Consider the following 12,593-nt stretch of genomic DNA (forward strand, 5'->3'; position numbering starts at 1 on the left):
GCGCGGCGCACCACAACGGCGTACGCCGTTTCCCATGGCTTCTCACAAGGGGACTGTGGGGACAACACCGGAACCCGGCAACACCATCCCGTCCGACAACGTAGTTTTGTCCGTATGTCTGATCAGGCGACACGCGCCGCCGCGTCCATCCCGAACCGCCCCGAGAACATCGTCGTGTGGAGCGCGGATTACCTCGGCTACCGGTGGAGCGACGACCACCCGATGAATCCGACTCGACTCGATCTGACAATGGCACTCGCCACGGACATCGGCCTGCTCGCGGGCGTCGAACTCGTCGAGCCCACTGCCGCGCCGGATTCCGAGCTCCTCCGATTTCACACCAGCGCCTACATCGAGGCCGTCAAACAGGCACCGTCGCAGGGCCCGGCTCTGCGAGATCCGGACGACGTCGTCCACGGACTGGGTTCCGACGACAACCCGGTGTTTCCGCAGATGCACGAGGCGAGCGCAATGCTCGCCGGTGGCTCTCTGGCCGCCGCCCGCGAAATCGCGTCGGGACGTGCTCGACGCGCGGTGAGCATCGGCGGCGGCATGCACCACGCGATGGCCGACTGGGCCTCCGGCTTCTGTGTCTACAACGACGCCGCGATCGCCATCTCGTGGTTGCTGGACAACGGGTTCGACCGGATCGCCTACATCGACGTCGACGCTCATCACGGGGACGGCGTTCAAGCGGCATTCCTCGGTGACCCGAGGGTGCTCACCGTCTCCTTGCACCAACATCCGGCGACGCTGTGGCCGAACACCGGATGGTCGACCGAGGTGGGAGCCGAACGCGGTGAGGGAACCTCGATCAACGTTCCATTGTTGCCCGGCACCGCGGATCGGTTGTGGCTGCGCGCGTTCCACGCGATCGTGCCGGGTGCGATCGCGGCGTTCGCGCCTCAGATCATCGTCAGCCAGTGCGGTGTCGACAGCCACCGCGAGGATCCCCTCGCGGACCTGGCCTTGACCGTCGACGGCCAGAACGCGGCATTCCTGGCCATGCGTGATCTGGCGGACAAACATTCCGAGGGTCGGTGGTTGGCCGTCGGCGGCGGAGGGTACGGCTTGGTACGCGTCGTTCCACGGGCCTGGACGTACCTGATCGCTGCCGCGCTCGGTCGCGACATCGACCCGATGTCGGCGTTGCCGGACACGTGGCGGGAGCGAGTACGGACCATGGCACCGAGTGTCGACCTCCCGCAGACGATGGGTGACGGGGGAGACGTCGACTATCCCGCCTGGGACGGACCCGGGGGCTCTCTGGCCGGGACCGACGGCACCGACAGGGCGCTCGAACGCGTCGACTCGGCCATCATCGCCACCCGTCGAGCAGTGTTTCCACTGCTCGGACTCGATCCGGAGGACCCGCGTGACTGATCCGACCGACAGCCCCTCGGACGAGGAGCCGGCCGTTGCGGCGTCGGACCCGAGTGACAAGGAACCGAGTGACAAGGAACCGAGCGACCAGGAACCGAGCGACAAGGACCTGGCCAGGGAGCGAGCGGAAACATCCTTTCCGCGGCACTGGGTTGCCGACGTCCTGACCTCCGACGGCGGTGTGGTGCACCTGCGTCCCATCGTCCCGTCGGACTCCGAACGGATCGTCGCATTCCACGGCCGGTTGTCCGAGCGGACGAGATACCTGCGGTATTTCGGCCCGTACCCCACGATGCCGCAGCGTGACGTGCTCAACTTCACCACGGTCGATCACCATGACCGGGTGGCGTTCGTCGCAGTGCTCGGTGACGACATCATTGCGGTCGGCCGCTACGAGCGACTGCCCGAGGGGGACGGCAACTCCGCCGAGGTGGCTTTCGTCGTCGCCGACGCGCACCAGGGCCGCGGGCTGGGTCCGATCCTGCTCGAACACCTCGCGGGAGCGGCCGCCGAGAACGGGGTGAACATGTTCGTCGCCGAGGTGCTCGCCGAGAACCGGAACATGGTCACCGTCTTCCGGGAGGCGGGGTACCAGGTCAGCAGGTCCTTCGAGGGTGGTGTGCTGCGACTGGAGTTCGCCATCGACCCCAGCGAAGCTCTGCTGTCGGTGCGCAATTCCCGTGAGCGTGCCGCCGAGGCCCGCAGTGTGCGCAACGTACTGAGCCCACGATCGGTGGCCGTGATCGGAGCGTCGACGGACAGCTCGAAGGTGGGCAACGCCGTTCTCGCGAATCTGCTGGCGGGCAACTTCACCGGGCCCGTCTATCCCGTCAACGCCGACCATCGTTCGGTTCGCGGGGTCCGCGCCTACGCCACGGTGCACGACATCCCGGATCCGGTCGATCTTGCGATCGCCGCGGTACCGGCCGATGCGATCGACGCGGTACTCGACGACTGCCTCGACAAGGGCGTCAAAGCGTTGCTGGTGGTCTCGGGTGGATTCGGCGAGACCGGACCTGCGGGGCAGGAGAGCGAGCGACGGCTGGTGCTCGCGGCGAGGGCGCACGGAATGCGGTTGATCGGGCCCAACGCGCTCGGTGTGGCGAACACCGATCCCGAGTTCGGTCTGAACGCCACTCTGGCTCCGCATCTGCCCACTCCGGGCAACGTCGGGTTCTTCTGTCAGTCCGGTGCCCTCGGCATCGCGATTCTGGACGAGGCCGCCAACCGCAGGCTCGGACTGTCGACCTTCGTCTCGGCCGGAAACCGCGCCGATGTGTCCGGTAACGATCTATTGCAGTACTGGGATTCGGACCCGGCCACCGAGGTGATCCTGCTGTACCTCGAGAGCTTCGGTAATCCCAGGAAGTTCACCAGGATCGCCCGACGGGTGGCGCGCAGCAAGCCCATCATCGCGGTCAAGAGCGGCCGCGGGGCCGTGCCGCCCGCACACGCGATCGGTGCCGACATCGACGACTCGATCGTGCGCGCACTGTTCGCTCAGGCCGGAGTCATCCAGGTCGACACCATCTCGGAACTCTTCGATTGCGCGGTGCTTTTCGGAAATCAGCCGCTGCCCGTCGGACCGAGGGTTGCCGTGGTGGGAAACTCGACTGCGCTCGGGGTGTTGGCGGTCGACGCTGCGCGGGCCAAGGGCTTGCATGCGAGCAGCCCGATCGATGTCGGTCCGCAGGCCGGTCCCGAGGATTTCGCCGCGGCGGTGTCGTCGGCACTGGCCGCGTCGGACATCGACGCCGTCATCGTCGTGTTCGTACCCCCGGTGGCGGTGGAGGTGGAGCCGTTCGCGACCGCGCTCGGCAACGCCGTCCGTGGATCCGACAAGCCCGTACTCTCGACGTTCCTCGCTACCGAGGGCATTCCGGACGTCCTGGCGGTCCGCGGGCCGGGTGGATACCCCATCCGCGGTTCGGTGCCTTCGTACTCGAGCCCGGAGCGAGCGGTTGCTGCCCTCGCCGCCGCGTGGCGCTACTCCGCGTGGCGGTCGCGACCGGTGTCGAACCTGGTCCGCCCCAAGAGCATCGATTCCGAACGCGCCAAGCAGCTGGTCGAGGGCTGGCGTTCGGCAGGCAGTCACGGACGGTGGCTCTCCGATTTCGAAACCGCCGAGTTGCTGGGCTGCTACGGCCTCGACGTCGTCGCTTTCCGGACGGTGACCGACGAGGACGAGGCCGTCGCAGCGGCAGACGAACTCGGCTACCCGGTGGCGGTCAAGGCGACCGGTGAACGGTGGCGGCACCGGCCGGATCTCGGCGGAGTGCGACTGGACATGGCGGACGCGTCCGCGGTGCGGGTGGCGTATCGCAATCTGGCGGCAGACTCGGGCGAGCCGTTGTTGCACGTCCAGCGCATGGCGGTCAAGGGAATCGGCTGCGTCGTACGCGTACAGGACGACCCGTCGTTCGGATCGCTCATCTCGTTCGGTCTGGCCGGCGTCATCTCGGACCTGCTGGGCGACCGTGCCTATCGGGTACTTCCGCTGACCGAGGACGAGGCCGCGCAGCTGATCGACGCGCCCAAGGCGGCTCCGCTGCTGTCCGGATATCGCAATGCGGTGCCCGTCAACAAGAACGCATTGATCGATCTCGTGCAGCGAATATCTGCACTGGCAGAGGACATCGCCGACATTCGTGAGATCTCCTGCGAGCCGGTTCTGGCGTCCGCCGACGGCGCACAGATCACCGATGCTCGCGTCCGCATCGGTCCGGAACCGACCAAGGCCGATCTGGGCCCGCGTCGATTGCGCTGACCGAGACCGGCTTCGAAAAGGCGGAAGCCGAGTCGACGTCCCAGGGGGAGAGGACGTCGACTCGGCTACCGCACGAGGTGACGCGAGCGGGGATGGTCACCGCTGCGCCACCGGTCGGTGGTGACGTTCAGCTGGCGTAGGACCTCAGCTTCTCGGCGCGGTCGCCCTGCCGAAGCTTCACCATCACCTCGCGCTCGATCTGACGGACACGCTCACGGGAGAGCCCGAAGAGCTTGCCGATCTGATCGAGGGTGCGGGGCTGTCCGTCGTCCAAGCCGTAACGGAGACGGATGACCTGCTGCTCCCGCTCGTCGAGAGTGCCGAGAACCACGCGAACGTCGCTGTGCAACAGTCCGGCGATGACGGCGTTCTCCGCGGACGTCGCCTCGGAGTCCTCGATGAAGTCGCCGAGGGGTGCTTCCTCGTCGCTGCCCACCGGCATGTCCAGGCTCACCGGGTCGCGGCTGTGGTCGAGCAGGTCGGCGATCTTCTCCACCGCGATACCCGATTCGCTCGACAGCTCCTCGTCCGTTGCCTCGCGGCCGAGCTGCTGATGCAGCTCACGCTTGATCCTGGCCAGCTTGTTGACCTGTTCGACCAGGTGGACAGGCAGCCGGATGGTGCGGCTCTGATCTGCCATTCCGCGGGTGATGGCCTGACGAATCCACCAGGTCGCGTAGGTCGAGAACTTGAAGCCCTTGGCGTAGTCGAACTTCTCCATCGCGCGGATGAGTCCGAGGTTGCCCTCCTGGATCAGGTCCAGCAAGGGCATACCGCGCCCGGTGTAGCGCTTGGCAAGAGACACGACCAGGCGAAGGTTCGCTTCGAGGAGATGGCTGCGGGCGGCGCTGCCGTCGCGAACGATGATGGCGAGGTTGCGCTTCTTGACCGCGCTCAACCTCTTCGTGTTCTCGAGAACCTGCTTCGCGTACAGACCAGCCTCGATCCTCTTGGCCAGATCTACTTCCTCGGCAGCCGTCAGCAACGCGGTGCGGCCGATTCCGTTGAGGTACACGCGAACGAGATCGGCTGCTGGGCTCTGGGCGTCCAGATCGGCGTCGGTCGGCCGTGGACGAATCGTGGTGCTGGGGCTGGTCATGACTTGCCTCCTGGTCGGTGGTGTCTCACAGGGTTCAACGCTCGGGAGACTCCGATAAGTTCCCACGCCGATCCGGTGGATACCCGCGTGACCAGGGATTACGTCATGTTCGTCCTGAGAAGTTGCTGAGAAGTGAAACCGCCGGGAACGGTCGCTCTCGTGGGGTGACGTCCGGGACTCATCGGGCCGGCAGAACCAGGCCGTGCCGGACGAGCCCCTGCATCATCGTCACCGCTTGCTGTGCCAGTTCCTCTGCGTCCTCGTCGTGCGCAGCAGCGAGCAACTCCACCAGTTCACCGACCGGTAGGCCATCGGGTCGCAGCCCGGCGAGCAGAGCCGCACCGAGTTCGTCGACGTCGTGCTGCCACTGCGGGCCGTTTCCGCGATGGACTCGCACCGCTATCGGAGCCCAGCCCTCGTCGCCGGGGAGATAGACGCGTTCGAGTGCGGTGTTCGGTTCCAGAGTCAGCACCGAGTCGAGGATGTCGTGCTCTCGCAGCCAGTCCAGCCGCGCGAAGTACTCGATCGCTTCGTTGCCCAGCGGGTCGGAGAAGCCGTGCGTGAGCTCCTCGGCGAGAAGATCGGTCGGCGCATCGGTACTGCGGAGATAGACGAACCCGAAACCGATTCCTTCCACGTCGGCGGCAGCGAAGTGATCGAGCCAGGACTGTGCCACCGCGGCCGCGTCGGGATCGCGGGGATCGAGTCCGCCGTCGCGCATCCACGTGCCCACGTACAGCGCGGGATCGGCGACGTCGCGCTCGACGACCCAGGCGTCGATCCCGTGCGCGGGAAGCCACGACGCCACGCGAGCACGCCAGTCCTCGCCGCGGACGTGCACCCACGAGGCCAGGATGGCAGCGGTACCACCGAGCGTCAGATGGTCCGGGGCCCGGCCGATCATCAGAGCGCTCGCGCCGTCGAGATCGAGGCCGGAATCGCGGTACGAATGCAGCACTTCGGCGCGGCCGACGACGAACGGCGGGTTGGCGACGATGCGATCGAATCGACGCCCGGTAACCGGCTCGAACCACGAACCGTGCAGAAACTCGACGTCGAGGCCGTTGAGCGCCATCGTCGCCGCCGCGAGGTCCATCGACCGCGGACTGATGTCCGTTGCGGTCACCTGCGCCGCATAGTCGCAGGCGTGGACGGCCTGGACGCCGCAGCCGGTACCGACGTCGAGAACACTGGTCACCGGCGACGTGGGGGTTCCCCTCAGCAGCGACAACGAGGCCTGGCCGACGCCGAGCACGTGGTCGCGAGCAGTCTCCGCGACGCGCATGCTGCCGTCCGGATCGGAGACGATCCATCGGGTTCCGTGTCCGGCGTCGAGCGGTCGAATGTCGAGCAGCGTCCGCACCGTGGACCCGGAACGGGTCAGGATCCCGGCCGAGACGGCGTCGTCGACCGTCAACGGCGCGATGGCGTCGGCGACGTCGGACTCGGCGCAGTCGTCGACGAGCAGGAACAGGCGTACCAGAACACCCAGCGCACCGCCGTCCCGACTGGCGTTGCGCACCGGCACCGGTTCGCTGCGACCGAGGGCAGCATGGGCGTCGTCCCCGAGCAGCGTCAGGACGCCGTCGGCGTCGTACCCCGCCCGCTCGAAGGCATCACGAAGATCGGAGCAGGCGAGGACGAGCGGGGACGTGGAGTTCGGTGCAGTCACGACGCAAGTGTCGCATCGGCGAGAGCCGGTGCGTCAGTCGTCGCCCGCTTCGATCACCCGGTGGTTGCTCGATTCCAGTTGCGGCCTGTCGACGGTCCGGTAGTCGTACCGGCTCATCTCGTCCTTGGTGCGGGGCGGCCGATCGTTGGCGATCAGCACAGCCATCCACGGCAGAGGAATGGACGCTCCGACTATTGCCATGGAGATCCACGGGTTCATCCACATCCCGTACGCGATGGCAGCCAACACCAACGCCGGGATGCGGAACGACATGATGAACATGTATTTGCGGACGCGAGCTTTGTGCTGCTCCTCGACCGACTGCTGCGCCTCGGTGATAAGGACGGGCCCATCCGGCGAGTCGCTGTACGCGCTTCCGTCGAACCCTGGGGTTCTCGTCATACCTCCACTGTGGCACTACTGCTCACAGAATGCTTGCAACGAGCTTGTGCAACCGGTTACCCCTCGATGGGGATCCACGGATTAATCTGGGTCCATGAGCACTCAGACGAAGGACCGTCCCGACATCGCACCGGACGAAACCACGGAAGACGACCGGCCGAAGTTCTTTCACTACGTGAAGAAGAACAAGATCGCCGAGAGCGCGGTGATGGGTACGCACGTCGTCGCGCTGTGCGGTGAGGTGTTTCCCGTCACCAAGTCGGCGAAGCCCGGATCACCGGTGTGCCCGGACTGCAAGAAGGTCTACGAGGGCCTGAAGAAAGGCGACTGAGCACCGTCTCCCGGGTGTCGGTCGGGGGTCGGCTCGGGACGCCCCGAGCGGACGCGGTCGCCGGACAGTTTGATCGGCCCCGTGGCCAGCCGTCGGGCGACAGCGGTCACCGGCCCCGACGGCTTGTCGTCGGTTGCCGTCTGCGCTGCGATCCACTCGCGCATCTGGTCCATTCGTGTTGCCCGTGCAGGCGAGAACTCCTGGATCGTCGCGTTGAACTCGGCCCCGAGCACGACGGCGAAGCCGAGGAAGAACGTGAACAGCAGAAACGCGATGGGTGTCGCCAGGGCGCCGTAGGTGTACCCGGTGCTCGTCACCCAGCCGAGGTATCGACGCAGGACCGCGCTCGCGATCATGAAGAACACCCCGGCCAGCAGAGCGCCGCCGAGGAGACGATGCCACGGCAGTGAGGTGTGCAGAGCAACCTTGTACAGCGTCGTCAAACCCATGATCAGCAGTAGACCGACGGCCGGATAGTAGAAGAAGTCGACGAGCTCGCTGCCCACCGTGATCCACGAATCCGGCAGGATCTGCTGCACGTACACCGGTCCGAGGGCGACGAGCGGAAGCACGAAGACCGCGATCACCAGGAAACCCACGTAGAGAAGCAGCGCGAAGAACCGCTGCCAGACGGGGTTTCGCGCGTCGGCCTGGCCGTGCGCTTCGACGATGGAATCGACGAACGTCGAGATCGCCGACGACCCGGCCCACAACGAGAGCAGAAAGCCCACGGACACGATCTCTCCGCTGCCCTGAGCGAGGACGTCCTTGACCGTCGGAGCGATGATCTGGTCCACGACGCTGCCGCTGAACAGGGTGTTGCTGAACGTGATGATCTTGGACTCGATGATCTCGACGGTGTTGGGTCCGAACCATCCGCCGACGAGTCCCAGACTGCCCAGCACACCGAGCAGCAGCGGCGGCAGTGACAGCGTCTGCCAGAACGCGGCCGTTGCAGCCTTGCTGAAGATCGAATCGTCCCACGCTTTGCTCAGAGTGCGCACAGTCACTTTCCACACCGCGTGTAGTGGTTTTCTCGCCGACAATCGTTCCGGTGGTGGAGTTCCGCCTGCAGACTCGCTCATGGTTCCTCCAGCATTCCTGACGAAAGGCGTCTTCGCCTAACAGCCGACTCGCCGTGTCGCATCCGACTCGCCCCAGCGATGCGGGATCGGTCGGTGCGGAGCGATAGGCTCCTCCGCGGACACTGCAGGGCTACCGAGAGCGCGAGGAATTTACATCGATGCCAGGAACCGGCGGCCAGTGAGCGCTGACATGTTCGATCCGACACCACCATCGACCGAGCAGCCTGCCGCTCCCACGAGCGGGGGAGCACCGCTGCGCGCGTGGCAGCGACGGGCGCTGACGAAGTATCTCGTCGCCTCGCCCAAGGACTTTCTCGCGGTCGCAACGCCCGGCGCAGGCAAGACGACGTTCGCCCTTCGGGTGGCTGCCGAACTGCTGGCCCATCGCACCGTCGATCAGGTCACCGTCGTCGCGCCCACCGAGCACCTCAAGCACCAGTGGGCGGAGTCGGCGGCCAGGGTCGGCATCGCATTGGACTCGCGCTTCTCGAACTCGACCGGGCAGACCTCGAGCGACTATCACGGCGTGGTCGTGACGTACGCGCAGATCGCATCGCACCCGTTCAAGCATCGGGTGCGCACCGAATCGCGTAAGACTCTCGTGATTCTCGACGAGATTCACCACGGTGGCGACGCGAAGAGCTGGGGTGAAGGCATTCGCGAAGCGTTCGGAGACGCCACGCGACGGCTCGCACTGACCGGTACGCCGTTCCGCAGCGACGACAGTCCCATTCCGTTCGTCAACTACGAACCGGATCAGGACGGCCTGATGCGGTCCAAGGCCGATCACGCGTACGGCTACTCCGATGCTCTTGCGGACGGCGTCGTCCGTCCGGTCGTGTTTCTCGCGTACTCCGGAGAAGCGCGCTGGCGGGACAGTGCCGGTGAGGAGTACACCGCCCGGCTCGGTGAGCCGCTCAATGCCGAACAGACCGCGAGGGCATGGCGCACGGCACTGGATCCGCAGGGCGACTGGATGCCGGCCGTGCTGTTGGCGGCGAACACGCGTCTCGCGCAACTGCGGGCAGGCGGCATGCCCGATGCAGGCGGTCTGGTGATCGCGACCGATCAGACGGTAGCGCGGGCCTACGCGAAGCTGATCGAGGTGATCACGGGGGAGACACCGGCGATCGTGCTGTCCGACGACCCCACGTCCTCGGCTCGCATCGCCGAGTTCGGCAAGAGCGATCAGCGTTGGATGGTCGCGGTTCGCATGGTGTCCGAGGGCGTCGACGTTCCGCGACTGGCCGTCGGTGTCTACGCGACGAGCGCGTCGACCCCGCTGTATTTCGCGCAGGCCATCGGCCGCTTCGTGCGGTCTCGGCGCAAGGGGGAGACCGCGAGCGTCTTCCTGCCGTCGGTACCGGTGCTGTTGGATCTCGCGTCGCAGCTCGAGGCGCAGCGCGATCACATTCTCGGAAAACCGCACCGGGAGAAAGACGGTTTCGACGACGAGCTGTTGGCCGACGCCAACAAGCAGAAGGACGAACTGGGCGAAGAAGAGAAGGCGTACACCTCGCTCGGTGCAGATGCGGAACTGGACCAGGTGATCTACGACGGCTCCTCGTTCGGTACCGCGACGTTCTCGGGCAGCGACGAGGAAGCCGACTATCTCGGTCTGCCCGGCTTGCTCGACGCGAAGCAGATGCGCGACCTGTTGCGTCAGCGTCAGCAAGAGCAGATCGACAAGCCCGCTGCGGGCCCTGCGGTGCCGGCTCCTGCCGTCGTCAACGACAGGGCCACCAGTGCGGGCCAGTTGGCCGGCCTGCGGCGTGAATTGAACAGTTTGGTTGCGGTGTACCACCACCGCACCGGGAAGCCGCACGGGGTGATTCACGGCGATCTGCGTCGTATCTGCGGCGGCCCGCCGACGGCGATGGCGTCGGCCGATCAGTTGGGTGAGCGAATCGCGCAGTTGCGGAAGATGTAGCGCCTCGGGCGGAACCGGGCACGAAAAAGACGGACGGTCTGGTGACCGTCCGTCTTCTTCGTGTTCGTCGATCGTGGCGAACCTGTTTCCCCCGACACAAAAGGTGGGTTACACCGTGGAGTCCGATTCGGTCATCACCGTTGCGTTCACTTCACGCAAACGGGCTTCGTGCTCGGTGGCGTGGTGACCGCAGAAGAGAAGTTCTCCACCGGTCGAGAGCACGACACGCGCGCGAGCCCCTGCACCGCACCGGTCGCACCGGTCCGCTGCTGTCAATTGTGGGCTGGTCAATGTTCCGGGCATGACTCCTCCGTACTGGCTTGCGGGTTGTCCCGTTCGCCTGGGGCCGGTCCGCCGCGTCGGTATGGCGCGGTTCGTTCACTCTGTCAGACGTATGGCGGTCACGCGTTGTTCCCGAGCGCGTTTCTTTGTGTTGTCACTAACACGAAACATGTCCCACGAGCAGGAACATCTCCCAGAGTGTTCGCTGAGAGCTGATACCGGTTCACGCGAGCCACGGCAGTAGGGTCGCCGATGTGTCTTCGACTTCCACTTCGCTCTCCGGCGCATCGAAGCTCGGTATTCCATCCCTGTTCGTCATCGGCGCGGTGTGTATGTACGTCGGTGCGGCGATCGGTGTGTTCCTGTTCGACGTCGTCGATCCGGCCGCGGTGGCGTGGCTGCGTGGCTTCGGTGCGGCGCTGGTGCTGGTGCTCTGGCGACGGCCGTGGCGGCGTAGGGCGGGCACCGGCGGGGCGTGGACCGTGCGTCGGGCGATCACGGCCGCCGCGTTCGGCGGTGCGACGATCGGCATGAACGCAATGTTCTACGAGGCGATCGCCCGGCTTCCCCTCGGCGCGGCGGTGGCCATCGAGTTTCTCGGGCCGATCGCGGTCGCTGCTGCCGGGTCGAGAAGGCCTGCCGATGTGTGCGCGTTGCTCCTGGTGGTGGCCGGTGTCGGGGCCGTCGCTTCCGCGCAGTTCGAGGGCGGCGAGGTGGGGCTGGTCGGGATCGCGTTCGCGCTGGGCTCGGCGGCCCTGTGGGCTGCCTACATCGTGCTGGGCAAGTCGGTTGCCGACGCAGGCCAGGGACTCGACGACATGGCTGCCGGGTTCGGAATCGCATCCGTACTCCTGGCCGTGCCGTTGTTCGGACCGTTCGCGGTCCAGCACTCGAATGCGTTGGGAGACTGGCGGATCTGGGTTCTCGGATTGGGCGTCGGGCTGCTGTCGAGTGTGGTTCCCTACGTTCTCGATCAGTACGTCCTGGTGCGAGTGGGCCGGGCGCGCTTCGCATTGTTGCTGGCGCTGCTTCCGGCGACGGCGACGGTGGTCGGTGCCGTGGTGCTGACCCAGATTCCGACGGCTCTCGAGGCTCTGGGAATCGTGGCTGTCATCGCTGCCGTCGTCGTCGGTGGCCTGCCGGCCCGCAGAGATCGTGGCGTTGCCGACATTCCACCGCCCTGAGCCGCACTCGACACTGCAGAATGGAACGGTGACCAGCAAGCAGGACGACCTCGTTCACATCTGCACGGCAGGGGAGTGGCTCGCGATGCGCGGTCGGGCCGACTACACCCCGGACTCGTACGATTCCGTCGGGTTCGTGCACCTGTCCACACCCGACCAAGTGCACCTGCCGGCGAATCGGCTCTTCTCCGGGCGCACGGATCTGGTTCTGCTGCGCATCGATCCGGCTCGTCTGACGGCACCCGTTCGGTGGGAACCGGGGGTACCGACAGATCCGGAGTCGATGGTCTTCCCGCACCTGTACGGACCGCTACCGATCGCGGCCGTGACTGCGGTCGTCGACTATCGGCCGGGGCCGGACGGAACGTTCGGGGTGCCGCAGGTGTGACGGCATCCACGCCGCAAAAAGCAACGACCGCTGATCGGAATGATCGGCGGTCGTTGTTCCAGGTGGATCG

11 protein-coding genes are annotated in these 12,593 nt (G+C 66.1%); 6 read left to right on the forward strand and 5 right to left on the reverse strand.

Features of this window, described 5'->3' with window-relative positions:
- The first annotated feature begins 114 nt into the window (after positions 1–114).
- Together AB0362_RS01945 and AB0362_RS01950 are read left to right on the forward strand one after the other, a co-directional pair.
- On the forward strand, positions 115–1,383 hold the full coding sequence (locus tag AB0362_RS01945; RefSeq protein ID WP_317532438.1) for an acetoin utilization protein AcuC: 1,269 nt from the start codon (positions 115–117) through the stop codon (positions 1,381–1,383).
- A complete protein-coding gene (locus AB0362_RS01950; RefSeq protein ID WP_317532439.1) occupies positions 1,376–4,150 on the forward strand; it encodes a GNAT family N-acetyltransferase in 2,775 nt (924 codons plus the stop codon). Before AB0362_RS01945 ends, AB0362_RS01950 begins: the two co-directional genes overlap by 8 nt.
- A 127-nt stretch (positions 4,151–4,277) precedes the next feature.
- Here AB0362_RS01950 and AB0362_RS01955 read toward each other — a convergent pair whose 3' ends face one another.
- The 3 genes from AB0362_RS01955 to AB0362_RS01965 all read right to left on the reverse strand — a co-directional run bounded on the left by AB0362_RS01955 (position 4,278) and on the right by AB0362_RS01965 (position 7,323).
- On the reverse strand, positions 4,278–5,249 hold the full coding sequence (locus tag AB0362_RS01955) for a sigma-70 family RNA polymerase sigma factor (protein ID WP_032377730.1): 972 nt from the start codon (positions 5,247–5,249) through the stop codon (positions 4,278–4,280).
- A gap of 178 nt (positions 5,250–5,427) precedes the next feature.
- A complete protein-coding gene (locus tag AB0362_RS01960; RefSeq protein ID WP_317532440.1) occupies positions 5,428–6,921 on the reverse strand; it encodes a methyltransferase in 1,494 nt (497 codons plus the stop codon).
- 33 nt (positions 6,922–6,954) lie between these two features.
- Positions 6,955–7,323 (reverse strand): DUF3099 domain-containing protein, encoded by a 369-nt coding sequence (locus AB0362_RS01965; RefSeq protein ID WP_068050653.1) that lies wholly within the window; start codon positions 7,321–7,323, stop codon positions 6,955–6,957.
- A gap of 94 nt (positions 7,324–7,417) precedes the next feature.
- Here AB0362_RS01965 and AB0362_RS01970 point away from each other — a divergent pair, with 94 nt between their 5' ends.
- Entirely contained in the window at positions 7,418–7,654 is a 237-nt protein-coding gene (locus tag AB0362_RS01970; RefSeq protein ID WP_068050652.1) for a DUF3039 domain-containing protein, read from the forward strand.
- Here the strand turns inward: AB0362_RS01970 and AB0362_RS01975 are convergent.
- Positions 7,627–8,739: a YihY/virulence factor BrkB family protein gene (locus AB0362_RS01975; RefSeq protein ID WP_317532441.1), complete on the reverse strand. Its 1,113-nt coding sequence runs from the start codon at positions 8,737–8,739 to the stop codon at positions 7,627–7,629. The two genes, AB0362_RS01970 and AB0362_RS01975, sit on opposite strands and share 28 nt — an antisense overlap.
- 190 nt (positions 8,740–8,929) lie before the next feature.
- Here AB0362_RS01975 and AB0362_RS01980 point away from each other — a divergent pair, with 190 nt between their 5' ends.
- Entirely contained in the window at positions 8,930–10,669 is a 1,740-nt protein-coding gene (locus AB0362_RS01980) for a DEAD/DEAH box helicase (RefSeq protein WP_094642023.1), read from the forward strand.
- A 108-nt stretch (positions 10,670–10,777) separates the two neighbouring features.
- Here AB0362_RS01980 and AB0362_RS01985 read toward each other — a convergent pair whose 3' ends face one another.
- A complete protein-coding gene (locus tag AB0362_RS01985; RefSeq protein WP_027496884.1) occupies positions 10,778–10,972 on the reverse strand; it encodes a hypothetical protein in 195 nt (64 codons plus the stop codon).
- 233 nt (positions 10,973–11,205) lie between these two features.
- Here AB0362_RS01985 and AB0362_RS01990 point away from each other — a divergent pair, with 233 nt between their 5' ends.
- Both AB0362_RS01990 and AB0362_RS01995 read left to right on the forward strand, forming a co-directional pair.
- Positions 11,206–12,135: an EamA family transporter gene (locus AB0362_RS01990; protein WP_317532442.1), complete on the forward strand. Its 930-nt coding sequence runs from the start codon at positions 11,206–11,208 to the stop codon at positions 12,133–12,135.
- 28 nt (positions 12,136–12,163) lie between these two features.
- Positions 12,164–12,523, forward strand: a complete 360-nt coding sequence (locus AB0362_RS01995; RefSeq protein ID WP_317532443.1) for a DUF952 domain-containing protein — start codon at positions 12,164–12,166, stop codon at positions 12,521–12,523.
- The last annotated feature ends 70 nt before the right edge of the window (positions 12,524–12,593 follow it).

The organism is Rhodococcus sp. NPDC079359 (assembly GCF_040702585.1).
Taxonomy (GTDB): domain Bacteria; phylum Actinomycetota; class Actinomycetes; order Mycobacteriales; family Mycobacteriaceae; genus Rhodococcoides.